25 protein-coding genes and 1 pseudogene are annotated in these 23,357 nt (G+C 61.4%); 4 read left to right on the plus strand and 22 right to left on the minus strand.

Going from position 1 to position 23,357, the window contains the following annotated elements:
• Positions 1–392 precede the first annotated feature (392 nt).
• From HS961_RS02985 to HS961_RS03020, 8 genes are all read right to left on the minus strand, one after another.
• Positions 393–1,373, minus strand: a complete 981-nt coding sequence (locus tag HS961_RS02985) for an aldo/keto reductase (RefSeq protein WP_182328093.1) — start codon at positions 1,371–1,373, stop codon at positions 393–395.
• 124 nt (positions 1,374–1,497) lie between these two features.
• Entirely contained in the window at positions 1,498–1,878 is a 381-nt protein-coding gene (locus tag HS961_RS02990) for a RidA family protein (protein WP_182326310.1), read from the minus strand.
• Positions 1,879–1,917: 39 nt separating this feature from the next.
• Positions 1,918–3,222 carry an NAD(P)/FAD-dependent oxidoreductase gene (locus HS961_RS02995; protein WP_182326311.1) on the minus strand — a complete coding sequence of 435 codons (1,305 nt, stop codon included), beginning with the start codon at positions 3,220–3,222 and terminating at the stop codon, positions 1,918–1,920.
• Positions 3,223–3,235: 13 nt separating this feature from the next.
• Positions 3,236–4,003: an ABC transporter ATP-binding protein gene (locus tag HS961_RS03000; RefSeq protein WP_182328094.1), complete on the minus strand. Its 768-nt coding sequence runs from the start codon at positions 4,001–4,003 to the stop codon at positions 3,236–3,238.
• A gap of 20 nt (positions 4,004–4,023) precedes the next feature.
• Positions 4,024–4,761, minus strand: a complete 738-nt coding sequence (locus tag HS961_RS03005) for an ABC transporter permease (RefSeq protein ID WP_412101649.1) — start codon at positions 4,759–4,761, stop codon at positions 4,024–4,026.
• A gap of 47 nt (positions 4,762–4,808) precedes the next feature.
• Entirely contained in the window at positions 4,809–5,792 is a 984-nt protein-coding gene (locus HS961_RS03010; protein ID WP_182326312.1) for an ABC transporter substrate-binding protein, read from the minus strand.
• 116 nt (positions 5,793–5,908) lie between these two features.
• Positions 5,909–6,871, minus strand: coding sequence for a LysR family transcriptional regulator (locus HS961_RS03015; protein WP_182326313.1), 963 nt, complete (start codon positions 6,869–6,871; stop codon positions 5,909–5,911).
• A 236-nt stretch (positions 6,872–7,107) separates the two neighbouring features.
• A complete protein-coding gene (locus HS961_RS03020) occupies positions 7,108–7,839 on the minus strand; it encodes an SDR family oxidoreductase (RefSeq protein ID WP_182326314.1) in 732 nt (243 codons plus the stop codon).
• A gap of 129 nt (positions 7,840–7,968) precedes the next feature.
• Here HS961_RS03020 and HS961_RS03025 point away from each other — a divergent pair, with 129 nt between their 5' ends.
• The 3 genes from HS961_RS03025 (at position 7,969) to HS961_RS03035 (ending at position 10,590) form a co-directional block, all read left to right on the plus strand.
• The gene (locus HS961_RS03025; protein WP_182326315.1) at positions 7,969–8,802 is read left to right on the plus strand and encodes a LysR family transcriptional regulator; all 834 of its coding nucleotides are present in this window, start codon (positions 7,969–7,971) and stop codon (positions 8,800–8,802) included.
• Positions 8,803–9,597: 795 nt separating this feature from the next.
• Complete coding sequence (locus HS961_RS03030; RefSeq protein WP_182326316.1) at positions 9,598–9,813, plus strand: hypothetical protein; 216 nt, start codon at positions 9,598–9,600, stop codon at positions 9,811–9,813.
• A gap of 171 nt (positions 9,814–9,984) precedes the next feature.
• Positions 9,985–10,590, plus strand: coding sequence for a hypothetical protein (locus HS961_RS03035; protein ID WP_182326317.1), 606 nt, complete (start codon positions 9,985–9,987; stop codon positions 10,588–10,590).
• 213 nt (positions 10,591–10,803) lie between these two features.
• Here HS961_RS03035 and HS961_RS03040 read toward each other — a convergent pair whose 3' ends face one another.
• From HS961_RS03040 to HS961_RS03105, 14 genes are all read right to left on the minus strand, one after another.
• Positions 10,804–11,091, minus strand: coding sequence for a GNAT family N-acetyltransferase (locus HS961_RS03040; protein WP_182326318.1), 288 nt, complete (start codon positions 11,089–11,091; stop codon positions 10,804–10,806).
• Between the two features lie 94 nt (positions 11,092–11,185).
• On the minus strand, positions 11,186–11,518 hold the full coding sequence (locus HS961_RS03045) for a hypothetical protein (RefSeq protein ID WP_182326319.1): 333 nt from the start codon (positions 11,516–11,518) through the stop codon (positions 11,186–11,188).
• 19 nt (positions 11,519–11,537) lie between these two features.
• Entirely contained in the window at positions 11,538–11,948 is a 411-nt protein-coding gene (locus HS961_RS03050) for a DUF2251 domain-containing protein (protein ID WP_182326320.1), read from the minus strand.
• 116 nt (positions 11,949–12,064) lie between these two features.
• The gene (locus HS961_RS03055; protein WP_238347761.1) at positions 12,065–12,901 is read right to left on the minus strand and encodes a hypothetical protein; all 837 of its coding nucleotides are present in this window, start codon (positions 12,899–12,901) and stop codon (positions 12,065–12,067) included.
• A 274-nt stretch (positions 12,902–13,175) separates the two neighbouring features.
• Positions 13,176–13,463, minus strand: coding sequence for a DUF3325 family protein (locus HS961_RS03060; protein ID WP_182326321.1), 288 nt, complete (start codon positions 13,461–13,463; stop codon positions 13,176–13,178).
• The gene (locus HS961_RS03065) at positions 13,463–15,007 is read right to left on the minus strand and encodes a PepSY-associated TM helix domain-containing protein (protein WP_238347762.1); all 1,545 of its coding nucleotides are present in this window, start codon (positions 15,005–15,007) and stop codon (positions 13,463–13,465) included. The genes HS961_RS03060 and HS961_RS03065 overlap by 1 nt, the downstream gene beginning before the upstream one ends.
• Positions 15,004–15,315 (minus strand): DUF3649 domain-containing protein, encoded by a 312-nt coding sequence (locus HS961_RS03070; protein WP_182326322.1) that lies wholly within the window; start codon positions 15,313–15,315, stop codon positions 15,004–15,006. Before HS961_RS03070 ends, HS961_RS03065 begins: the two co-directional genes overlap by 4 nt.
• Positions 15,316–17,760, minus strand: a complete 2,445-nt coding sequence (locus tag HS961_RS03075) for a TonB-dependent receptor (RefSeq protein WP_182326323.1) — start codon at positions 17,758–17,760, stop codon at positions 15,316–15,318. It abuts the gene before it with no gap.
• Between the two features lie 120 nt (positions 17,761–17,880).
• Positions 17,881–18,987 carry a FecR family protein gene (locus HS961_RS03080; RefSeq protein ID WP_238347764.1) on the minus strand — a complete coding sequence of 369 codons (1,107 nt, stop codon included), beginning with the start codon at positions 18,985–18,987 and terminating at the stop codon, positions 17,881–17,883.
• 79 nt (positions 18,988–19,066) lie between these two features.
• Positions 19,067–19,558 carry a sigma-70 family RNA polymerase sigma factor gene (locus HS961_RS03085; protein WP_182326324.1) on the minus strand — a complete coding sequence of 164 codons (492 nt, stop codon included), beginning with the start codon at positions 19,556–19,558 and terminating at the stop codon, positions 19,067–19,069.
• Positions 19,559–19,725: 167 nt separating this feature from the next.
• Positions 19,726–19,992, minus strand: coding sequence for a hypothetical protein (locus HS961_RS03090; RefSeq protein WP_182326325.1), 267 nt, complete (start codon positions 19,990–19,992; stop codon positions 19,726–19,728).
• Positions 19,993–20,091: 99 nt separating this feature from the next.
• Positions 20,092–21,132 carry a hypothetical protein gene (locus HS961_RS03095; protein ID WP_182326326.1) on the minus strand — a complete coding sequence of 347 codons (1,041 nt, stop codon included), beginning with the start codon at positions 21,130–21,132 and terminating at the stop codon, positions 20,092–20,094.
• On the minus strand, positions 21,129–21,725 hold the full coding sequence (locus HS961_RS03100; protein WP_182326327.1) for a hypothetical protein: 597 nt from the start codon (positions 21,723–21,725) through the stop codon (positions 21,129–21,131). The genes HS961_RS03095 and HS961_RS03100 overlap by 4 nt, the downstream gene beginning before the upstream one ends.
• The gene (locus tag HS961_RS03105; protein ID WP_182326328.1) at positions 21,712–22,107 is read right to left on the minus strand and encodes a hypothetical protein; all 396 of its coding nucleotides are present in this window, start codon (positions 22,105–22,107) and stop codon (positions 21,712–21,714) included. Before HS961_RS03105 ends, HS961_RS03100 begins: the two co-directional genes overlap by 14 nt.
• A 114-nt stretch (positions 22,108–22,221) precedes the next feature.
• Here HS961_RS03105 and HS961_RS03110 point away from each other — a divergent pair.
• A pseudogene (locus tag HS961_RS03110) lies at positions 22,222–23,156 on the plus strand (IS30 family transposase).
• The last annotated feature ends 201 nt before the right edge of the window (positions 23,157–23,357 follow it).

Here is a 23,357-nt window from a genome sequence, read left to right on the forward strand (position 1 = left end):
TTTACTTACGCTAGAAATTTGAGATCTCGGAAAGCAGATGCAATCTGTTGCGGATTTTTGCGAAGGGATAGCGCGTCGAGCTAACGATGCTGTCAGAGTTCGTCGACCGGGGCCAAAGACATACAACGAACCAGGGCCAAGACCAAGCTGCGGGCGTGGCGAGAGGGGACGTCGGTGTGGATGGCTTGAGAATTCCTCTGCAGAAATCCCTGCCGTGGTTTGAACGCGGCCTCGGGCGATCCGCTGCATCTCTTGCTGCTGTGATCGCCCGGTACGCTTGTCTGTCGCAGCCATCGCTGCGCCATCTCGGCTTTCACCAATCCGCACTGCGGCAGCGGCGGGCCCGTGGCGCCAACGGGCAGGCCTCGTAGTGGCGAGACCCCGTTGCGCCCTTAGCGGCTGACCAGCCGGGCCAGATGCGCCGGGTAGCGCGCCCCTTCGATGGCGATGGCGTCCAGCGCCTTGCCAATGCTTTGTAGGTCGGCGCTGTCCAGAGCGACATGGGCGGCGGCCAGGTTCTCCTCCAGCCGGTGCAGCTTGGTGGTGCCGGGGATGGGCGCTATCCAGGGCTTTTGGGCCAGCAGCCAGGCCAGGGCCACTTGCGCCAGGGTGATGCCCTTGGCCTGGGCGATGGCACCCAGCGCATCGACCAGTGCCTGGTTGGCCTGGCGTGCCTCGGTGCTAAAGCGCGGCACGACATTGCGAAAATCATTCTGGCTGAAGGCCGTGTCGGCCTTGATGGCGCCGGTCAAAAATCCCTTGCCCAGCGGGCTGAAGGGCACAAAGCCGATGCCCAGTTCTTCGAGCACCGGCAGGGTGGTCTGCTCGGGCTCGCGCCACCACAGCGAATACTCGCTTTGCAGCGCTGCGACCGGCTGCACCGCATGGGCGCGGCGGATCGAATCCACCCCCGCCTCCGACAGGCCAAAGTAGCGCACCTTGCCCTCGGCAATCAGGTCCTTGACGGCGCCGGCTACATCTTCCATCGGCACGGCTGGGTCGACGCGGTGCTGGTAGAGCAGGTCGATATGGTCCGTGCGCAGGCGCTGCAGCGATGCATGGACCACCGCGCGGATGCGTTCGGGCCGGCTGTCGAGTCCGGCTTTGGAGTCGCCATCCTTAAAGCCAAACTTGGTCGCGATCACCACCTGGTTGCGCACGGGTGCCAGCGCTTCGCCGACCATCTCTTCGTTCAAGGCCCCATAGGCCTCGGCCGTGTCGAAGAAGGTGACGCCTCGGGCCGCTGCCTCGCGGATCAGCTGCACGCCGGCGGCGCGATCGAGCCCGGGGCCGTAGCCAAAGCTGAGGCCCATGCAGCCCAGACCGAGGGCGGAGACCTGCAGGCCGCTGCGGCCGAGTGGGCGGGTGGGGATGGGGGTTGGGGTATCAGAGTTCATGCCTACGAATGTAGGCCTGCGGTCTTGCGATGACTAGACGGTCAGCGTGGCACGCCATCATGAGCAGGGCTCATCAATGGCGGGCGCTGCCTGCTATTGATTAATCGCTGGCGCTGGCCACCACGCAGATCTCAATCAGCTTGGCCGGGCTGGCCAGGCGTGCCTCCAAGGTGGCGCGGGCGGGGGCATGGCCTGCGGCGACCCATTGGTCCCAGACCACATTCATCTCGGCGAAATGGCGTATGTCGGCCAGGTAGATCTGGCAGCTCAGGATGCGCTCTTTGTGGCTGCCGTGCTCGGCCAGCAGGCGGTCGATTTTGGCGAGGACCTCTTCAGTCTGGCCGCTGATGCCGGCCTCTACTTTGTCGGCCACCTGGCCGGCCAGGTACAAGGTGTTGTCGTGGCGCACGACCTGGGACATGCGGTGGTTGCCGCCGATGCGGGTGATGGTGTTGGGGGTGTTGGCGTTGGTGTTGGACATGTGTGGTTCTCTTGAATCAATGGAAAGGGCTGGCGCTGCTCAGCGCTCGATACCTGCCCGGTATTTTTGGTACTGGATGGTGCTGACAATCGCCATGCGGCGCAGTGGTTCGGGCGGCAGCCAGCTGGGGCGTTCAAAGCCCAGCGCATCGGCCAGCTGGGGGGATTGCTGGCCGCAGGCCATCTCGCCGAGCAGCTTGCCGAACATGCTGCCTTTGAGCATGCCCGCACCATTGCAGCCGATGGAGATGTAGAGGCCATCGCCCACCTGGCCAAAGTAGAGCGCGCCGTTGCGGGTGAGGGCGGTGACGCCGCCCCAAAGCAAGGGCAGCGCATGCGAGCGCATCTGCGGGTAGCGCATCTGGTAGCAAGCCTGCAGGGCCTTGCGCACGTTGGCGAGCGGCTCTTCGCTGTTGTACGAGTAGGAGCTGCGCACCATGAAGCGGCCGCCCGCCACCTTGCGCAAGGTGGTGCCCAGGCGGTTGGCGGGGATCACGCCCCATTCCGGCTCGGCGCCCAGCTTTTGCAGCTCTTCCTCGTCCAGCTGCTCGGTGAGGCCCGCATAGGTGTAGATGGTGAACACGCGATCCCGCGCAAAGCCGAGCTTGCTGGCAAAGCCATTGTTGGCGATGACGATGCGCGGCGCAGTCAGCTCGGCGCTGGCGGTGCGCACGGTGTGGGGCTTGCCCTCTTGCAGCGACAGCACGGGCTCGCCCTCCCAGAGCTGCACATTGGCGGGCAGGCTGTCGGCCAGGCCGCGCACCAGGGCGGCGGGCTGCACAAAGACGTTGTTGTCCGAGTGGTAGCCGTAGTGGTAGTGCGTGGTGCCCAGGCGCTGCTGCAAGGCCTCGCGCCCCAGCTCGGTATAGGCCACGCCCCATTGCTGGTACTGCTGGAGCGTGCTTTTGAGGCGGGCCGCGCCATCGGGCGTGGCGGCGGCGTGGTACTTGCCGACAGGGTTCCAGCCGCAGTCGATCTGGTGCTGGTCGATCAGGGATTTGAGCCAGGCCAGGCCCGTGTTGTAGAGCGCAATCTGCTTGCGCGCCACCTCGATGGGGCTGCCGTGGCCGGACATGCCGGTGTTGTGCGGCAGGTTGATCAAAAAGCCCGAGTTGCGGCCCGAGGAACCGTCGCCCACGGTGCTGGCATCGACCAGCAGCACACGGGCTTGTGGCTCCAGCTCGGCGATGCGGCGGGCAGCGGCCAGCCCGGTGACGCCAGCGCCGATGACGATGGCATCAAAGTGCCGCTCGCTGGGCGCCTGGGTGTGGGCTTGCCTTTTTGGGAGCAAGGCATTCCAGCCCGAGCCCGCTTGGTAGCTCGGGAAAGTAGGTGGCTTGGACATGGGGTGGTGGTGGTTAGTGGCTGGTGGCCTGCAGGCTGCGCATGACTTCGGATTGCACGGTGTCCCAGATCTGGCCCTTGAGCTCGTTGTAGCGCGGGGAGAGTTGGACCTGCGCATTGCGCGGCATGGGCAGGTCGTTGCGGATGTCGGTGACCACGCGTCCGGGCCGCGCGCTCATGATGAGCATGCGGGTGGACAGCAGCAGTGCCTCGTCGATGGAGTGGGTGATGAAGATGATGGTCTTCTTGCTCTTTTCGTAGATCTGCAGCAACTCGTCCTGCAGCACTTGGCGGGTCATCGCATCGAGCGCGGCAAAGGGCTCGTCGAGCAGGATCACATCCGGGTCATTGGCGAGCACGCGGGCGATGGAGACGCGCTGGCGCATGCCGCCCGAGAGCGCATTGGGGTACTTGTCCTCAAAGCCCCGCAGGCCGACCATCTCGATAAAGCGGCGCGCCACCTCCAGCCGCTCGGCCTTGGCGATGCCCTTCATCTTGAGGCCAAAGGCGACGTTGTCGATCACCGTGAGCCAGGGGAAGAGCGCGTACTGCTGGAAGACCATGCCGCAGTGCGGATCGACCTTGTTGACCTCGCGGCCGTTGACGACGATGCGGCCAGCGGTGGGTTTGTCAAACCCGGTGACGAGGTTGAGCAGGGTGGATTTGCCGCAGCCCGAGGCGCCGAGCAGCACCACGAACTCGCCCTTTTCAATCTCCAGATCGACGCGTTCGAGCGCCTTGAAATCCCCGTAATGCTTGGCGATCCCCTCGATGGAGATCATGGAGCCCTTGTGTGTTTGGTTCATTGTTTCCACCTCAGTACCCAGTTTTCAATCAGACGGAAGAAGAAGTCGGTGATCAGCACCGTGGTGCTGATCAGCACCATGCCCAGCACGACGACTTCGGTCTGGAAGAACTCCTTGCCGTTCATGATGAGAAAGCCCAGGCCTTCGCGGGCGGCGACCAGTTCGGCGGCGATCACGCAGGTCCAGGCCAGGCCGAGGATGACCTTGAAGCCGCTCAGAATCTGCGACAGGCTGCCGGGCAAGATCACCTCCTGCATCACCTGCCAGCGGCTGGCGCCCAGGTTTTGCGCAGCGCGCACCAAGAGCGGATCGACATTGCGCGTGGCCTCGATCACATAGACCATCGCTGGCGCAAAGCAGCCCATGAAGACGATGCTGTACTTTTGCGTCTCGGTGATGCCGAACCACAGCAGGGACAGCGGAATCCAGCTCATCGACGGCAGTGGCCGCAGAAAAGACAGGATGGGATCGAAGGCCGCCCGGGCAAACGACGAGGTGCCCAGGAAGATGCCCAGCGGAATGGCCACGGCCGTGGCCGCCAAAAAGCCGATCATCACCCGGCGCGCAGACGCCAGGATGTGGGGCCAGAACGTGCCGTCGCCCAGCATGGCGGCTGCCTTGCCCAGCGCGGCGCTGGGCGGCGGCAGAAAGATGGGATCGACCAGGCCGGCGCGGCACACGGCCTCCCAGAGGGCGATGAAGATGAGCACCGAGGCCGCACTGGTGGCGGCCAGTGCCGTGCGGGATGGGGATTTGGATATCACGTTGCAGACTCCGGCCTTCAGACGAAGGAGGCATCGATCCAGTCTTTGACGACCGGGGCCTTGTCGATCTGCTTGTGCTTGACCAGCATCTCGGCCAGCTTTTGCAGGCCTTGCACAAACTCGCCGGTGAGCAGCTCTTTTTGCTGGGCCTGCGGGTACCAGTCGGAGCCGGTGACGGCGGACATCTGCTCTTTCATGGTCAAACCGGTGAACTTGAGCAGCGCCTGCGAGGCTTTCTCGGGCTGCTCGCGCAGCAGATCGCTGGCCTTGAAGTAGGCCGACAGGTAGCGCTTGACCAGCTCACCGTTCTTGACGGCAAACTCGCGGCGCACCAGCAGCACATCGGGGCCGGGCGTGACCTTGAAGGACTTGTAGAGGCTGAACTGCGAATCATCGGCCAGCAGCTTGACGCCGGGCTCGCGCAGGATGTTGTCAAAGTGGGGCGTCCAGGCAGCAGCTGCATCGATCTGGCCAGTCTTGATGGCGCCATGCAGCTCGGGGCCGGGGATGTTGAGCACATCGGCCTCGCCGGGTTTGATGCCCGCCTGCTCCAGCACATCCAGCACCAGCAGATGGGTGCTGGATGCAAAGGTTACGCCGATCTTCTTGCCTTTGAGGTCGGCCACGGTCTCGATGCCTTTGCGGGCGACCAGGCCTTCGACCCGGCCAAAGTTTTCCGGGATCGCAATGATCGCGAACTGCTTGGCGCCGCGCGACATCAACGCCAGCGCCGAGACGATGCCCGCGCAGCCGATATCAACACCGCCGGACATAAAGGCACTCATGCGGGCCGATGAGGTGGCAAAGGATTGCCAGTCCTGGTTGATGCCCACCTCCTTCAAATACCCCTCGGCCATTGCGAGGTGGGCGGGGTAGTGGCCCAGCCAGGGCGAGCCTCCGTATTTGACGGTTTGCTCTGCCGCAAAGCCGGGCAGCGACAGCGCGCCGGCGAACGAGGCAACGGCGCTTTTCTGGATAAAGGAACGGCGGTTGAGGGTCATATTTGTCTCCTTGGATTTCCTGTTTTTTAAGAGCTGGCCAAGCGCTGGACAAGACTCTCCCCTGGCGCGGATGCAGGCGCATCCCAGCCATAAAAAGAGGCTTGTGCAAAGACTGGCTAGCTCAGCGAGATCCCGCTTCTGAGCCAGGGGATCAGTTGGCGTACATCGGGAAAGATGTCGTTCTCCATGACGCTTCTGCTCACTTGGAAGCAGTTCTCGGCCATGTCCACATACTCCCCCTCGCGGGAGAGCTGGTAGATGGTGCGGTGCAGGCTGGCGCCGGGCAGCGGAATGGCGGTGATCTGCCCGCTGTAGGTGCGGCCTTGCAGCAGGCAGATGGGGGTGGTGACGGTCCAGCCCAGGTCGGCCGCGACCATGGCCATGACCACGTCGGAGGTATCAATCTCCAGATACGGGCGCGGCGTGAAGCCCTGGCGGCGCAGGTGGCGCTCGATCAGGGCCCCAAAGTGGGAGCGGGCGCTGAAGCGGATCAGCGGCATCTTCTCGATCAGGGTGCTGAGGTCGGCGTTCTTAAACTCTTTCTCGCGCACCTTGGGGATCACCGCGATAAAAGGCTCGGAGAAGATGGAGCGGCGCACGATGTGGTCGACGTCATCGAGCGTGTCAGTCGTGACGATCAGGTCGAGCTGGCGCTTCATCAGCGCCGTCGCATGGCTGTTGGCGAGGCCGGACCAGAGCAGCAGCTGGCTGGCCGATTCGGTGACCTTCTTGACGATGGCCGGCCCTGCGGTGGCGGCGAAGGAGTCGATCATGCCGACGCGGACCGCCGGGCGGCTGGCCAGATCGGCATCGCGCACATGCACTACCAGGCGCTCCATGTCTTCAACAATCTGCCCTGCCCGGCGGCTGAGCGCAATGCCGGCCGGCGTGAGCTTGAAGGGCCGCTGCGAGCGGTCGAACACCTGCGTCTCCAGGATCGCCTCGATCTGCGTGATCGTCTGCGAGACTGCCGATTGCGTGACCCCCAGCGCCGCAGCCCCCTTGGACAGGCTGCCCGAAGACGCCACCGCCTCGAAAATCTTCAAGGCACGGACATCGAGACCCGAGCTTGTCTTCATGTTGTCTCCGTGATGGATCCGCTGCAGAAGCGAGGCGCTTAGCAGTAGGTTCTTAAGTATTAGTATTTCTACAAATACTAGCCATTAAGCGGAGATTTTGATAACAACTTAATTAAAACTAATAGTAAGGATCAGTTTTGCTTGGGTGGGGCATCTTCAGCCGTCCACAAAAATGCCTCCGAGGCCGCAGCATGCTGGCGGCGATGGAGGCTGTGGCCGGGGTAGAGAGGGTGCTTTTAGGCTTGTTGACGGGTAGCGGCCAGCACGATTTCGCGAATGCAAACACCATCGGGCTGCGCATAGGCGTAGTGGATGGCGTTGGCCACATCCTGGGCCGACAGCACCTTGCTGCCCATGGAGGTTTTCCAATCCTCGTAGCCGGCCTTGATGCTGTCATCGGTGGTGTGGCCGAGCAGCTCAGTCTCGACCGCGCCGGGGGCGATGGTGGTGACGCGTACATTGTGGGCGGCCAGTTCTTCGCGCAGGTTCTCCGTCAGGCCATGCACGGCGAACTTGGTGCCGACATAGGCGACATGGTTGGGAAAGGTCTTGCGGCCGGCCACCGAGCTCACATTGATGATGCTGCCACGCTGGCGCTGCACCATGCCAGCGGCGACCGCATGCACGCCGTTCAAGACACCTTTGACATTCACATCCAGCATGCGGTCCCACTGGTCTGGGTCCTGGCGCGTGATCTCGCCCAGCATCATGACACCGGCGTTGTTGACGATGGCATCGGCCGGGCCAAAGCGGGCTTCGCCTTGCTGCACGGCAGCGGCCAGCGCGGCGCGGTCGGTCACGTCGACGGAGATGGCCAGGGTATCGGGCAGGTTCAGGGCCTGCATGTTCTCCAGCCGGCGGGCCAGCAGCAGCAGCGGGTGGCCCAGCGACGAAAACAGCTGGGCGGTAGCCAGACCAATGCCCGAGCTGGCACCGGTGATGACGATCAGAGGTTTGCGGTTTTGCATAATCTGCGAGTCTTACAAAGAAATAGATTTTTCTGATGAATCAGTACTGAATCTAGTGTAGAGCGAGTGTATGGCGTTTGAAAAATGGTTTATTCTTCTTTCACCCATACGTTTTACTGATGGCTTGCCATGGATTACCGCCAGTTCCGCGCCTTTGTTGCCGTTTTCGAAGAGCGCAATATCACCGCTGCCGCGCAGCGTCTGCACCTGAGCCAGCCGGCGCTGTCGGGCAGCATCCGCCTGCTGGAAGAGGCCCTGGGTACGGCCTTGTTTGTGCGCAAGGCGCGGGGTGTGGAAGTGACGGACGACGCCCGCGCGCTCTACCCCCAGTTGCGCCGCATGGTGGCCGAGGCCGATGGCCTGGCCCAGCGCTTTCGCAAACGTGACGAGCGTGAGCGCCTGACCATTGGCGTCGAAGAGGATGTCGCCCGCAGCACCGTGCAGCACTTGGCTGCTACCGCCCGCGCATGCGTGCCCGACCTGCAGCTGCATCTGCTCGCGCAATGCGAGGGCGATGCGCGCCTGGCCAGTGAAGAGCTGCGCTGCGAGGACGAGCTGTTCCTGCCCCTGCTGAGCGAGCGCTATGTGCTGGCCCTGCCTGCCCCATCCTTGGTGCCTGGCAACGTAACGGATACCGCGCAAGACGCTGCCATGGACTGGATCGTCTGCCCCACCCACGCCAGCCACCAGCGCCTGTTGCCCCTCTATGGCAGCCGCGGCGATTCACCCGCCGCGCTGGCCGGCAATTTCTCGCTGGCGCTGGACCTGGTGGCGGCCGGTGTGGGCAGCGCCATCGTGCCTGAGTCGCTCGCGCAAGAGGTGCCGGGTGTGCAGACCCAGCCGCTGGAGGTGGAGCTGAAACGCCGTATTGGGCTTTGCTACAACGTGCAGGCTTTAGGTAATGGGGCGCTGGCGCGCTTGCGGGATGGGGTGTTGGGGACGGGTGCGAAGCCCTCGTTCTAAGCTATTCGCTGCTGCGACGGAGAGAGCCGAGTTGACGGAGCGCTTGAGCGCTGATCTTCGTCAGGGCTTTATGAGGCGATGGCCCTGCAAGTTATGCAATAGTGCAGGGCGTCGCGGCTTTCCATTATTGGGGAAGCGCGTAATGTAGCCAGGGCTGCCCGTCATGCACAGATTCAATTCAATTTTCTTCCCCTTACTCGTTGTTTTGCTTGGTTTGTGCACCTGCTTTTTTATAAGATTTATAGCTTCCTTGCCGGCTCTGAGTCTATTCAAGGCATTTGGTCTCGGAATGCTGCTGGCCTTGATCGAGGTGCAATGGCTTAGACGGGTTGATGAGGATAAGCTAAAGTATTTTCTGCTGGATGGTGCCATTTTTCCTTTCTTTTCCTTGGGGGTTGCTGCTGGTTTCTTAATATAATTTATGACTCTAGTGGCTATTTGGACTAAAAAAGCACAACAAGCTCAGGAGGCGGTATGAGAGGTAGATGTGAAAATTGCGGAGAATTCCTGTTTTGGAAAGCGATTTTTAGTGCTATGAAAAACTGTTGCAGTTGTGGGGCGATTTTGAAGCAATCAAAGCTCGATACTTGTCTTTATTTGCTTCCTGTCTCTGTATTCCCCGTTAAGATTTGGCTCGCGGATCCTTTGCTGTCTGATGTTTTTATCAAAAATGTGGCCTTGACCATATATCTGCTTGTTTCCTTTTTTCTTGTTTTGTTGTTCAGATGGTGGATCGGGTATCAGGTGCAAAATTAAGATTTAGCCTGCACCAAGTTTGATGCTAAGGGGGTACTGATGAAAAAATTTCTGCTTATATCCCCAATATTAATTTTGTTCGCAGTACAGGGGCTTGAGCATAAATACTATGGCGGAGCATTGTTCTCATTTTTGGCGTCTGTAGCTTGTTTGGCTAATCTGACATCCGTTGCAAAAGCTGCAAATGAAAATAGAGGCAAGATCGTTGCTGCATTGGTTTTGATGTCGCTGGCCTTGTTCTACTTTCGTTTGTGATGGTTCTGTTTTTTAAGGGTAGTTGCGTTGAAAATGCAAGTCAAGAAATGGTTAATTTTCGTGGTCTGGGTGATACTTTGTATCCCCGGGGTAATGCATTTGATGCAGTATTTTTCATCGTGAAGTGATGTTTCGATCTTCAGCGGAAAAGCTACGTGAGTTTGATTTTTAATGAATCGCCCAGCCATGGTAAGTAACTATCCCTTGATAAAGATAAATTTAAGCCAAAGATGTGTTGGGCACATGGTCTTGCCTGGGATAGTGGTGCATCATTCCAGCTTCATTAGCATCGCAAGATTTTTTAGAAAGATAGCAGCCGCGCAACAGGAGTACCGCTTTGTGAGATTTCCAGCAGGTGTTGGTGGCGATGCACGTTATTTGTGCATTCAATCTTGGCGAAGTGATACTGTGAATCGCGATTTCGCCGATATCCAGATGAAGGCGTTTTATGCCACAACCCCTTTTGCAGGATTCTCATCTGATCTTGTCTTCGGCCCGCGCTCAGAAGACCCCTTTTTGTACTTGCCTGTTTTGGGTATTTTCGAAGAGGGCTGGCCTATCTCTATGGCCAAGAACGGAGGCCATCGAACGATCATGCCGGCTCGTAAAGGTATGGCATATATGGCAGCGCCGCGTCATATTTTTTATATGATGGCGCTTATTTTGGAGGAATTCGCCAAGCGGGATGATGCGCAGACATTGCGCTTTGAACAATCTGCAGCGGGCGGCGGTGTTGGAATGCCAAGCTATGAGCTGGAATTCCAGAAAGCAATATAGCGCTGCTTTTATATCCTGTTATGCAGGCGGTCCTTTACTAAGACTCCGATGCCTAGCTATATGGATATAGTGATTTTCCAGATGCCCTTTTAAGGTAAGGGCTGAGGACAGCTCAGCGGATAGCCATTGGCGCTGCATTCCGTGAAGTTTGGGCTACCCACTGAGCATGGGTATGTGGGGCAGAGAGTCGTGATGCGCTCTGCCCTAGGCGTATCACGACAGCACGTCGCGCAGCGCCGCATCCTTGGCGAACTGGGCCTTGGCAAAGGGGCACAGTGGCAGCACCTTGGTATGCGTCTCGCGCGCCCAGGCCACCAGCGCATTGAGCAGCTGGCGACCGGCGCCTTCGCCGCGCAGCGAATCATCGACTTCCGTGTGGTCGATGATGATCATCGTGGCATTGGTGCGGCTGTAGGTCATCTCGGCGACGCGTGTGGCGTCGCGGGTGATAAAGAAGGCGCCTTTGGAATCGGCTTCTTCGTGTTGGACGGTGTAGGACATGCGGGCCTTGGGCTGAACAAAACCCCAAGAATAAGGGATGGCGGCGGTCTTCGGGTGAGAGGTGGCTTGGCTTGGGGCGCAGGTTCAAAAGGCTTCAGACCGCGTGGCCGTCATCTTCATCGTCGTCCTCGGGCGGGTTCTCGGCACGCTCCCAGGTGCCGCCCACTTCCTGGCGCCAGGCGCTCCAACCCAATGGCAGGTCTGCGATTTGTTCCAGGCTCTGGTCGCGCTCATAGATGCAGCCCATGCAGACCAAGAGGGCCTCGCCGGGCTCGTCAGTGGTGGCGTCCAGAAACTGCCAAGCCCCATCGGCATCATGCGAGACCATCAACACTGGTAGATGCTCGCGTACCACTTTGGTTGTAGAAAAGCTGGCGGTGTTGTGCGCATCGGCAAAGGGCCAATGCGCAAACTGGTGGCTGTGCATACGGGCGCGCCTTGCGGTGTCAGGCTTCGGTGGCGAACAGTTCGACGGCATCGTCGGACCAGTCATGGCCGCTCCAGCCGGAATCTGCATCGGGCGGCGGAAAGGCGGTGCGGCAGTAGCCCTGCTTGGCCGCAAAATCAAACACCGCATGCGGGTAGCCATTGATCAGTAGCACGACCTTGCTGCCATCGGTGGACCAGCCAATCGTCACCTCGGACGGCAGGTGCTTGTCCGAGACATCGGCCACGTTGTAGATGTGCAGCGCGTTCTGGATGGGTTGCTCGGCATTCGCAAAATCCAGCGCATAGAAGTAGCCGGTGTCGCCATCGTCTTCAAACACTGCTGCATAGCTGCCCTCGGGTGCATTGCCTTGCATCGGCTCGGCGGCGCCGATCTGGATGGTGTCCTGGGCGGTAACGACGATGGGCATGAACAGTCCTTGTAATGAATGAGAGGGGAAGCCGTGGCGGCCAGCAAGGGCCCAGCATAAACCGGCTGGGTTACGGCGCTGGGTAGGCCAAGGTCTGGCCAGTACTATCGCCGTGATTAACGTGTGCCGCGGATATGGGCGATCACTTCGCGCAAGGTGTAGGCATCGGGCACCCACCAGTCGGCCAGTGCGCCCAGCGCCACGGCGCAGACCAGGGCGCCGAGCAGCGGCTTCCAGGTCAAGCGCACGGCGGAGGCCAGCCAGCCTGCGCGCTCTACCCGCACCAGCGCGCGGGCGGTCATCATCGAAAACGCCAGCTCCACTGCGACAGTCAGCAGCACATCGACCCCAAAGTACAGCCACATCAGCGCGCCAAAGCCAAAGAAGGTCAGCAGCAGCCCGGCAAACACCGCCAGGATCGGCACGATGATGATGCCTTCATCGCCGCCTCCGATATCGACCACATCGACGGCATCGGTCCAGGAGCTGGATGCCCCGGATGCAGCGGACGATACGTCCACATCTGCCCAATCCCCCGACGCCCCTCCACCGCCAAAGTTGCCGCCTCCGCCCGATGCCCAATCGGGTGCGCCTTTGCCCACGTGCAGATCAGGCACTGGGTCGATGCCATCGACCCAGGAGTCTTCACGCTTGCGCTCGTAGGCATTGCGCACCAAGTAGGCCGCCCACAGCCGCAGCACCAGCAGGTAGACGGCATAGCCCACGCCCAAGCTGACGGCATAGCGCAGCGCCATCGACGTAACCCCGGAATGGAGCAGCGCTGCCGTGACGGCCCACATGACCAGCAACACCAGCAGCCCCATGCACAGACCGTGCAGGCGCAGCCAGTGTTTTTTTTGCAAGGTGGTCGCCATGTGCTGGGGCATGCGCAGTGATGACCAGCTGGACTTGCGCTTGCGCAGAGCGGCGCGATTGTGGGGTGCTTGGGCCAAGGCTCGGGGGGTGGAGAGTGGGGTCGGGAGCAGTGTAGCAGCGCGGGTTTTGGTGGTGGCCTAGGGATGCTCTGCAAAACCCTCGCCAAGCGGGATGGACGCGGATCGGGATGAGGCGCAAGGCGTCTTTTGCAGTCAATAGCCGTAGCTATTGACAAGGAAGACAACGCAGCGGATCGCCCGAGACCGCGTTCAGACCACGGCAGGGAGTTTTGCAGAGGGTCCCTAGCGGTTGCTAGTACCTTCGTGCGGGTGCTTCGGATGGCTGTGACGCCTAGCGCTTACGTGCCTTGGTACCGCGCACAGCCCAGCCCATGGCCAGTGCAATGCACAGCGTGGCAGGCGCCAACAGGCCCAGCCAGGTGATCCACGCCAGGCCGCTGTCCATCACCGCAAGGATGCACACCAACGAAGCGACCAGCCCCGCCGCGCCCAGCACCTGTAGCCAGCGCCGCGCCTTGAGTCCCGACCCAGCCACAGGCAGATGCGCGGCATGGCGGTCCATTGCCAAGGCCAGCGCTGCCAGGCCCAGCAGCATGCACAAAGCGGACAGCGCTAGCATTACCGCAGCATCCTTTGGCGGCGCTGAATGGCCACCGCGCACCCGGCAAACGCAAGGCCCAGCGCCAAAAATCCCAGGTCCATGACCGCCATCACCGCATCGCCGGTAGCCAGTGACTGGAACAGGTGCCGATCGCTGGTGGCGGCATTCAATAAGGGCAGCAAGCCAAAGCCCAGCGCTGCGCACCAGGCCAGCCAGCGCCAAGCTTTGGCAGGCACCGTGCAGGCCGCATACGCAAAGCCGGCGAGCCAAACGGCAAACAGCGCATGCAGCTCCCACTGCGCACGCCCCTCCATGCCGCTGGGCAGCAGCCTGTTGGCCCAAAGGTAGGCGGCAATGGCAACGGGCAAGCCCAAAATGGCCGCAGGGTTGAGCCGGCTGACAAGAGCATGCCCGGCGCTCGGCTGGCGCGCCTGGCGCTTAACAGACCAGAGGACCATGCCGGTGGCAATCATCACGCAGCCGAGCAGGCCCGACAGCAGGTACAGCGCGCGCAGCACTGCGCCTGCAAACAGGCCTTCGTGCAGGCCGAGCCACAGGTCACGGGCGGCGCGCGGGGTAGATTGCCGCGCAGGGCGCTCGGCCAGCAAGGCGCCGCTGACGCCATCAAACACAAGGATGCCGGCCTCGCGCACGGGGCCTGCAGCAAAGTTGCCGATGGCGCTGATGCGGGCATTGGCATCACCCGGGTTCTGCACCGTGAGCACGGCCACGGGCGCGCCCTGCCACCGGGCTTGGGCTTGTACCAGCAGCGGGGCGATGGCGGTCAGCGGCGCCGGCTGGCCGGAGGCAGGGGCAGCGGCCATCGGCGGGAACAGCTCGCCATAAAAGCTGCGCACCGCTGCGCCCGGTGCTTGGCCGTACCAGGCGCTGGCGATCAGTGGCATGAACGAGAACATCACAAACACGAGGCCCGAGTAGCTGATCATCAGCTGAAACGGCAGGCTGGCGACGCTGGCGAGGTTGTGCGCATCCAGCCAGGAGCGCTGGCCCTTGCCCAACCGCAGGGTAAAGAAATCGGCAAAAAAGCGCCGGTGCGCGACGATGCCCGTGAGAAGGGCCAACAGCAGCACCATGGACGCGATGGCTATGACCCACTCCGTCAGCGCCGGGGGCAGGTAGTGCAGGCGCCAGTGCAGCTGGTAGAGCGCCTGGCCGCCCGCAGTGTCGCGCACGGCGATGGGTGCGCCGGTCTGCGCATCCAGCCACACGGGCTGGGGCAGCGCGGGGTTGGGTGGTGACCATTCCACCCGCAAATAGGGTTCGTTGCGGTCCACTGGCAACTGGATGGACCAACTGCGCGCATCAGGCGCATGGGCTTGCAGATAGGCCAGCGCATGCGCGGCTTGCGGCTCGGGCGGTAGCGGGTAGCTGGCGGCGGGCAGCTCGGGGCGCATCCAGCGGTCGATCTCGGTATCCAGATACCCAGCGGTGCCGGTGACAAACATAAAGTACAGCAGCCAGCCCAACAGCACTCCGGCCCAGGTGTGTACGCCCGCCATCGCAGGGCGCAGCGGGCGCTTGGGGGGCGGTGGTTTGCTCACAGCGCCACCCAGGCGACGAATGCGCTCGCCAAACTGGCCAGCAGCATGCCGGCCCAGGCGCGGCCTGGGCTGCGGGCGGCAAATGCCGCCATCAGCGCAGCGGCATACACCACAAAGCTCAGCTGCATCGCCACCAGCACCGCATCGGCACGTGGCAGCGCGGGGGCGATGCTGGCGACCAGCGCCACCGGCAGCAGCTGGGCCAGCGCATAGCCGCCCAGGCCGCCAGCGAGCAGGCGCGATGTTACCGCCCAGCCCGCCGCAGGCTTGCGGGGCCGGGCAGCGACTGCCGCCTTGTTAAGGCCCAATCAGAACTCCGTCGACGCCGACAGCAGCACGGTGCGCGGGGCGCCGGTGGTCAGGCCTTCGCGGGCGGCGGATTGCCAGTAGTTCTTGTTCATCAGGTTCTCGACCGTCAAGCGCAGGGTGACGGGGGTGTTGCCGGCATTGAAGCGGTAGCGCGCGCCGATATCAAAGCGGTTCCACGAAGGCAGCTGCTGGGTGTTGGCGACATCCACATACTGGCTGCTGGTGTGCAGCGCGCGGGCGGTCAGGGTCAGGCCGGGCAAAAAGGGTGTGTCCCATTCGCTGCCGATATTGATCTGTACCTTGGGGGTGGCCGGGGCCGTACGGCCATCGTTGAGTCCGTCCTCGGTCTTGGTCAGCTTGCCCTGGGTGAAGGCCACGCCGGTCAAGAGGCGCAGGCCGCGTTGCACTTCGCCCTGGGTGACGATCTCCAGCCCGCGGTTGCGCTGCTCGCCATCCATGCGGAAGGTGGAGGGCGTGGTCGAGGCATCGAGCAAGCTGCTGGGCCGGCTGATCTGGAACAGGCTGGCGGTGGTGACAAAGATGCCGGTGTCGAACTTGGCGCCCAGCTCCACCTGCCTGGATTTAGAGGGCGCGAAGATCTCGCCGGCATTGGCGGTGCCTTCAGGCGCGGTCGAGCCCTGCGACAGGCCTTCGATGTAGTTGGCATACAGCGAGACGCCTGGCGTGGCCTTGAACAGCACAGCGGCCATCGGCGTGATGGCGGACTTGTCGTAGCGCGCGGTTTCCAAGCCGGAGGTGCCGTTAAAAGTGCGGGTGCGCACCTCCTGGTGGCGCGCGCCCAGGGTCAGCTGCCAGCGCTTGTCGGCCGTAGAGATGGTATCGGCCAGCGCTACGCTGGTCATACGGGTCTCGCCGGTGCGGGGCAGGTTGTCGCCCAGGCTGATCGAGGGTTTGGCGATGTCCGCCGGGTTGTAAATGCTGGATGCATACACGCTGCCGTTTTGGCGCAGCAGGCCGTTGTCTTGCGCATAGGCGCTGGTGCTCAGCACCCATTCATGGCCCAGGCTGCCGGTCTGCAGCTTGCCCTTCAGGCCCACTTCGGCGGTGCGGGTGTTCACGGCTTCTTTCAGGCGGTAGGGCCGGGCCATCAGCGTGCCTTGCGCATCCTGCAGCTGCGAGGTGGTTTGCAGGCTGTCAAAGTCATAGCCCATCGCACCGAGCGCGCCGTAGGCGGTCAGGTTGCTGTTGATGTCCAGCTCGCCGCGCACAATGGCGGCGCGCTCCTTGGCATCCCAGTAGCTCCAGGACGGCTGGAAGTTGATCTTGTTGTCTGGCGCCGCTGCAATGGGTATGCCCGCTGCGGGCGGGAACAGCAGGCTGCTGCGGCCATGGGTCACCCGCTTTTGGTAGTTGATGTCGGCCTCCAGCCGCACGCGCTCACCCTGGTAATCCAGGCCCAGCGCCAAGGCATCGACCCGTTCGCTGGCGCCGTTGATGGGCGTGTCGCCCGAGCGCTTGGCGACGTTGAGGCGCACACCCCATTCTTGGTCGGCACCAAAGCGGCGGCCAAAATCCGCATGCACGCCAAACTGGTTGTCTTCTGCGTATGAGGCTGTGACGCGGTTGAGCGGTGTGGCCCCGGCGCGCTTGGGCACCAGGTTGATGCCGCCGCCCACCGAGCCCGCAGGCGCCATGCCGTTGAGCAGCGCGCTGGGGCCGCGCAGCACTTCCACCCGCTCCACCCCGATCAGCGAGGCTGCATTGCGGGGCGACAGGCCATACAGGCCGTTGTACGACACGTCGTAGTTGAAGACGGTGAAGCCACGGATGTTGAACTCCTCACGGCCCGCATTGCGCCCATAGGTGTTGCGCACCGAGGGGTCGTTAACGAGCACATCGCCAATGGTTTGCGCTTGCTGGTCATCTACCAGCTTGGCGGTGTACTGGGTGGTGCTGAAGGGCGTGTCCATCACATCGCGGTTGCCCAGCAGGCCCACCTTGCCGCCGCGCGCCACCTGGCCACCGGCATAGGGGCCGGGCAGGCCTTCAAGCGCTGCGGCCGTGACCGAGACGGTGGGCAGCACCACGGTACCCGCCGGGTCTGCCGATGTGGCGGGCGTTGTAGGCACTGCGGGCCGCACCAGCACCGCACGGTCTTTGACCGAGCCCTGCAGGCCGCTGCCGGCCAGCAAACGGTCCAGCGCCTGTTGGGGCGTCAGATTGCCCGACACGGCGGGCGCCGTCTTGCCAGCGACGAGCCCTGCCGGAAAGCCCAGCTGCAGATCGCCCTGGCGTGCCAGCTCATTGAGCGCCTGGGCGAGCGGCTGCGCTGCAATCGAAAAACTGCGTGCCCCCTCTTGCGAGGATGCCGCTGTCTGCGCATGTGCCGTCAGCGGCTGAACAGCGGCGATACCCAGCGCCAGTGCGGCAGCCAGGGCAAGGGGAGTGGGGCGAAAGCGGAAGAGGGGCGCGGTGCGCTGCATGGAAGGGGCTCCTGGATCGGCAAGGGGAAGGCTTGTGCGCTGCGCACAGCGCGCCGCCACCCCCTGTAGACGCAGCTGCAGCAGGAATCCGCACGTCCTCAGAAAAATATTTTGAAAAATTTAACGGGCGACGATTTCTGTCACACCATCGCGCTTGATGAGCCGCACCGGCAACAGATGCGGCAAAAACTCCGCAAAGCGCTGGTGCTGGTTCAAACCATAGCTGCCGCCCACCGGCAGGGCGGCCACGGCCGGATCGCGCACCACTAGGCCGGTGTGGCCGTATCGCTCAAACTCGGCCAAGGCCTGGGCCAGGGGCGTGCGGTTAAAGCTCAGCCGCCCGCTGCGCCACTGGGCCACGGCGGCGGGCGCTACCTCGGTGATGGTGCCCAGGCCCGCGTCTTGCGCGCTGCCGCCTTCCAGCATCTGGCCTGCTGTCAGCAGCACCATGGCCGGTGCTTGCTGGGCTGGGTCCGCATCGCGCTGCAGCCGCTCTACTTTGACTTTGCCTTCTTCCACCGCCACCTGCGTGTGGCCGGCGCCCACCCCCTGCGCGGTGTGGCGTACCGAAAAGCGGGTGCCCACCACGGTGATGCGCAAATCACCGGCCAACACCTGGAAGGGCCTGCTGGCGTCGGCATGCACGGAGAACATCGCCTGGCCATCGGCCAGCGCCACCTCGCGCCGGTTGCGGTAGAGCCGCGCGGTCAGGTGCGTGTCGGTGTCCAGCTGCACGCTGCTGCCAGAGGCCGCATCGTCGGGCAAGGTGACCATCAGCTGCTGGCCGCGCTGCGAGGCGTAGCTTTGCTGAAAGCTGGGTTGCACCCACCAACCAAACCAGCCTGCGCCCACGACGGCCGCTGCCACCAGGGCCGTGGCGGCATAGGGAAGTGCGGGCCGCAGCCAGGCTTGCCAAAAGCGGGGGCGTGGGGCACTGCTGTGCTGTGCATCGCGCGTGGGCAGGCTGGCGCGCAACCGCGCCAGGTCTTGGGCGGGCAGGCTTTGCACACCGGCAATGCTGGCGCGCATGGCATCCAGTGCCGGCGCATGGCGCGCATCCGCCGCCAGCCAGGCCTGCAAGTCCGCCTGGCCCTGCGCATCCAGCCCGGCGTTGCAGCGAACCGCCCAAGTTGCAGCCTCGTGCTCTAGCGCATCGGCATCGTCCGCAGCCATCCCTTCGGGCAAGGCGCCCGGGCGGTGGTCAACGGATGAAGAGATGCTGGACATGCGCAGAAAAATCAATAGAAAAAGGTGGCAGGCAGTGGTGTGAAAAACGCGGTGTAAAGCAGGGGCTGAGGGCGGCTAACTAAGCGCCAGGCCCCTGTCCATGCCGTTTGCAGGCCAGGGTGCCGCGCACCACATGCTTCTCAACCATGCTAACCGATATGCCCATGCGCGCTGCAATCTCCGCCTGGGGCAGACCATCGATCACATGCAGCACAAAGGCCTCGCGGCAGCGCGGCGGCAGGTTCTCGATCACCTGCACATAGCCATGCACGGTCTGCTGTCGCACCAGGGCCTCCTCGGGTTGCAGATGCTGGGGGGCGGGCGGCTCATCCGCCGCTGCCACCTCATCCAAACTGTCATGGCGCCGCACTTCGGCGCGGCGGTGCTGGTCAATCACGAGGTTACGCGCCGTGCGGTACAGCAGCGCCCGCCCATCCATCACGGGCGGCCCCGCCCGCTGCGCCGCCAGCACCCGCGCATAGCTCTCCTGCGCCAGGTCCGCTGCCGCGTCGCGGTCGCCCACCTGGCGGTGGAGAAAGTTCAGCAGTTCACGGTAGAAGCGCTCAAGCATGGAGGGACCGGTGGGCCGGCGGCAGTCCCTGCAGGCAGGGGTGGAATCGTGACGAAAATAAGAATCATTCTAATTGGAGTGGGGAAGCCCTCAGGCGGCTTCTGGTGGCTGGTGGGCTTTTCTGTTGGGTGGCTGAGGGCTGATGCCGAGGCTTGCTGGGGGCTGTGCTAGCTCAGCCGCTCCAGCATCTCTGCCATTACGATATGGCGCATGGCGAGGGCGACGCGCAGGTGTTGTGGGTTGCCATGGATGTGCGGTGCATCGTCGCGCAACAGCTCTGCTGCGGCTTTTTCGATATGGGCGCGCTCTCGTTCAGAATGCGGCCCGCCATGCCCGCAGCCAAGCCGATTGCGACCCCGGCTTCGACCACGCTGGGTCGCGTCACCTGGCGGAACTGTGTTGCACTTGGCAAGGGAAACACCAGCGGTGTCCATGACCAGTCATTCAGGTCGGCGGTGTCTGTTGGTAGGCTTGATGCAACAACTATCTGTTGATAATCCAAATTCTTGTCGGCATCCCTTCCTTTGTAGCGATTAGCCTCTTGCGGCAGCTGAACAGGGTGAGGGAGCGCGGTGTTGTTTCCAGATCACGCCATCAACCAGGTAGTGATGAAAATTCAGCGTGAAGTGTGCGATGAGCACAGTGGGAAGTCCCAGCCAAAGCAACTGTGTCCCAACCCAGTCTACGGCCAAATAGAGTAGGGCTCCCAGTAGCAGACAAAGGCAGATGTATTGCCGGGCACTCTTCCAGAACAGCGTTGTTGAAGTCCTTTCGCTGCTTTTCTCAGCGTCGCGCCGGATGTTCTGCACCCAGACGAACTGTAAGTACTGCAGGTTGTGCCAGAGGTTGATCACCAGCCAGCCAAGGGTTATATCGGTGATCCAGATGTAAGCTGCGAGATTGGCACACACGTGCGATGCCACAAACCCATCGTGACGCCAATCGATCTCGCGAGCCAGAGCCTTATGAGCAAGCCGCCACAACCACCATGCGCCGCACACGATGGTGGCTACGCCTGCAATTTCGGCCACCTGTGTAGGCACAGCCGGAAGTTCAATGGGGTACTCAAGAAAAGTTTTGGGAGACTCGGCGCAGCGGGCAAGTAGTCCCCAGGCTGCAACCATATAGATCAGGGTTTCGGACAGTCGATCTGCTTGAAACGGTTGCGTCGACCCTGCCCGTCGATAAGCCCTGGCGACACCGAAGGATTGCCGCGCGACGTGATAGCTCTGAGCGATGAAATAGAGCGTGAATAGTCCGCTAATCTCGTACGCTAGTGCCGTGGCCACCACACCTCCGAGCACGATCACGGGTAACCCGAAGATCAGAAAACGATATCGTCGGACGTGGACCAAACTGGCGCCGATACGGGTGAAGGTCGCCACCACATGGGGATTGGCGAAAAGCCAGGTATCGATCAGTACAACGGCGATCAGCATCGCAGGAGAGAAGGATGCGATGCCCGTCAGGCCGAGAGCTAGCCCCAGCGTACCCACGATGAAAGTGCCATCAAACCAGGCATGCTGGCCCAGCAATCCAGTGCGGGGGGGCCGTTTCTGGGCCGAAGTCTTCATGTAACAGTCATCGGCCTGATATGTGGCCGAGGTGACCCGAGCGGTGCAGGCTTGGGAGGTATGGTGAACATGGTTCCTGCACGAAGGTGTTGCGCAGTGCTGTTCCTGAGTTTCTCCAACGCTAATGCGCGGGAGGCTGCAAAACGTGATTCAAGTGTGAGCCGCTTGGACATTCCGGACAGGCCTGCAGCGGGAAGCTTTTGGTACGGATCGTAGACTTCGGTAATTTCACACGGATAGCAGCGATCACTTGCATCAAGTTGGCTCGCAAGGCTAATTTTGTAGACAACACCTTCGACCTGATCGGGATCCACAGGAAAGGAAAAGACCAAATCGTAAACCCTGAGGTCTTTCCTTACATCGCCTTGAAATACGAATCCCGCAGCCCGATAGGCGTCAATGACCGTAGATTTCAAGCTGGCCTGCTCAATGCCGACGAACGAGTTTTCATAGAGGTTCTTCTCGCCTTGCCACTGGTTCTTGTAATCGAACCCTAGACTGCCATCCATAAATGCCTGCCCATCTTGCTGAATGCTCGCATACGCTTGATCGATGGCAGGAAGGATCTGCCGATTCACTTCATACTGGAGCATCCAGGGATGCCTGTTGCAGATGAGCAAAGTCTGTCAACACCGTCGTTCGCAGAAAACAAGTCGCACACCGCCCCTTCTTGTCGATATTTTCATCCGTCCGGAGCACTACTTCGATATTCTGGACCTGTCCTTCCATTGCCACAGGGTAGGCGAAGGTGTAACGCACCGTGCCATCTTTCATTCGTTCAGAAGTACGCGATGAGAAGCCTGCATTTTCGAAAGCGGTGCTCACCATTCTGCTGAAATTCTCAACAGGCATCCCTTTATAAGCAGCTATGGCGAAAGCCTCTGACGCTGTGCTCGGGTGAAGCAGGATCGGCGCGGCGACATCTTTTGCTGATGCATTTCCTATCAGAATTACCCCCAGTAAAAGGGAATGCATCAGTTTTCTTAAATACTCTATTTGCATTATTTATAATTGACCTGTATGGAACAGAAAAGAGGAACAGCATAACACTGCAATAAAATATTTGCCTAAGGCTGAAGAAGTGTTTGTATGAAGCAAAGACTGCGGATTTACTACACCGAAGCTCAGGAAACGGTGATGTGGGATCGCTGGAAAGCAGGCGATACCTTGCCCGAGATCGTCAAGCTTTTTCACCGGCCGCACACCAAGCATTGGCTGCTGGCGAATCGATTCGCTGCATCTCCAGGCGCTTGAGACGAGCTGCGCCACCATTGGCGTGAGCTGCTGCGCAATGACGGCAGGAGTTGCTACCGAGCGGCTAAGGCCGATGCAGTCTGGGAGTGTGCTCGTCGCCCCAAGGTATGAAAATTGGCACGCAACCCTGCACTGGCTCAGGTCGTAGCGGCTAAATTGCAAGGCCTATGGTCACCCGAACAAATAGCGGGATGGCTCATGCGGAGCTATTCGGACCAAGAGGAGTTGCAGGTGTCCCATGAAGCCATCTACCGCACGCTATTCGTCCAAACACGTGGTGCTTTGAAGAAGGAGCTGCCGGCGCACTTGCGCCGAACCAGAGGCATGCACCGCTCAAGGCGCTGAACCCAGAAAACTCCGATCCATGGCCTATCAGCGAACGCCCAGCGTGCATAGAAGTTCGTGCAGTTCCAGGCCATCGGGAAGGCGACCTGTTGTTCGGTGATGCTTACAGCCAGATTGCGACGCTGGGCGAGCGGCATACGCGCTATGTGATGTTGGTCAAACTCGTGGATAAAGATTCGTACACCGTGGGAGCCGCGTTAGCCCGGCATGCTCGGACATTGCCCAGGCAGCTGTATCTCTCCTTGACTTGGGACCGAGGAAGAGCAATGGCCGGGCACAAGCTGCCCAAAGGCATTGATCTGTCTGCATACTCACAGGACAGCTTGGACGCTATTGCCAGAGAGCTCAATCAACGACCACGCAAAACTCTGGGATATCGAACCCCCGCGGAAATGTTCGATGCGTGTGTTGCGTCGATCGGTTGAATCCACTGCCGATAGCCGCCACCCTACCTTCGAATTAACCAGGCGCAACAGCTCGGGTTGAGCTCAAAGCGCCCCGAGTTCAAACTTCAGTGCGAAAATTCAAAACTTACGGAGAATCGACATCGGTTCTCAATTTGCATGCAGTGATAAATTTGCAAGATCAATGAGAAACTACGGCCATAGAAAACGGTATATAAAAAG

The organism is Comamonas piscis (assembly GCF_014109725.1).
GTDB classification, from domain to species: Bacteria; Pseudomonadota; Gammaproteobacteria; order Burkholderiales; family Burkholderiaceae_C; genus Comamonas; species Comamonas piscis.

Coding starts and splice junctions, on each gene's coding strand:
- HS961_RS02990 (WP_182326310.1), bottom strand. CDS start 1,878: ATGTCCAACACCAACGCCAACACCCCCAACACCATCACCCGCATCGGC.
- HS961_RS02995 (WP_182326311.1), bottom strand. CDS start 3,222: ATGTCCAAGCCACCTACTTTCCCGAGCTACCAAGCGGGCTCGGGCTGG.
- HS961_RS03000 (WP_182328094.1), bottom strand. CDS start 4,003: ATGATCTCCATCGAGGGGATCGCCAAGCATTACGGGGATTTCAAGGCG.
- HS961_RS03010 (WP_182326312.1), bottom strand. CDS start 5,792: ATGACCCTCAACCGCCGTTCCTTTATCCAGAAAAGCGCCGTTGCCTCG.
- HS961_RS03015 (WP_182326313.1), bottom strand. CDS start 6,871: ATGAAGACAAGCTCGGGTCTCGATGTCCGTGCCTTGAAGATTTTCGAG.
- HS961_RS03020 (WP_182326314.1), bottom strand. CDS start 7,839: ATGCAAAACCGCAAACCTCTGATCGTCATCACCGGTGCCAGCTCGGGC.
- HS961_RS03025 (WP_182326315.1), top strand. CDS start 7,969: ATGGATTACCGCCAGTTCCGCGCCTTTGTTGCCGTTTTCGAAGAGCGC.
- HS961_RS03030 (WP_182326316.1), top strand. CDS start 9,598: ATGAAAAAATTTCTGCTTATATCCCCAATATTAATTTTGTTCGCAGTA.
- HS961_RS03035 (WP_182326317.1), top strand. CDS start 9,985: ATGAATCGCCCAGCCATGGTAAGTAACTATCCCTTGATAAAGATAAAT.
- HS961_RS03040 (WP_182326318.1), bottom strand. CDS start 11,091: ATGTCCTACACCGTCCAACACGAAGAAGCCGATTCCAAAGGCGCCTTC.
- HS961_RS03045 (WP_182326319.1), bottom strand. CDS start 11,518: ATGCACAGCCACCAGTTTGCGCATTGGCCCTTTGCCGATGCGCACAAC.
- HS961_RS03050 (WP_182326320.1), bottom strand. CDS start 11,948: ATGCCCATCGTCGTTACCGCCCAGGACACCATCCAGATCGGCGCCGCC.
- HS961_RS03060 (WP_182326321.1), bottom strand. CDS start 13,463: ATGCTAGCGCTGTCCGCTTTGTGCATGCTGCTGGGCCTGGCAGCGCTG.
- HS961_RS03075 (WP_182326323.1), bottom strand. CDS start 17,760: ATGCAGCGCACCGCGCCCCTCTTCCGCTTTCGCCCCACTCCCCTTGCC.
- HS961_RS03080 (WP_238347764.1), bottom strand. CDS start 18,987: ATGTCCAGCATCTCTTCATCCGTTGACCACCGCCCGGGCGCCTTGCCC.
- HS961_RS03085 (WP_182326324.1), bottom strand. CDS start 19,558: ATGCTTGAGCGCTTCTACCGTGAACTGCTGAACTTTCTCCACCGCCAG.
- HS961_RS03090 (WP_182326325.1), bottom strand. CDS start 19,992: ATGGACACCGCTGGTGTTTCCCTTGCCAAGTGCAACACAGTTCCGCCA.
- HS961_RS03095 (WP_182326326.1), bottom strand. CDS start 21,132: ATGAAGACTTCGGCCCAGAAACGGCCCCCCCGCACTGGATTGCTGGGC.
- HS961_RS03100 (WP_182326327.1), bottom strand. CDS start 21,725: ATGCTCCAGTATGAAGTGAATCGGCAGATCCTTCCTGCCATCGATCAA.
- HS961_RS03105 (WP_182326328.1), bottom strand. CDS start 22,107: ATGCATTCCCTTTTACTGGGGGTAATTCTGATAGGAAATGCATCAGCA.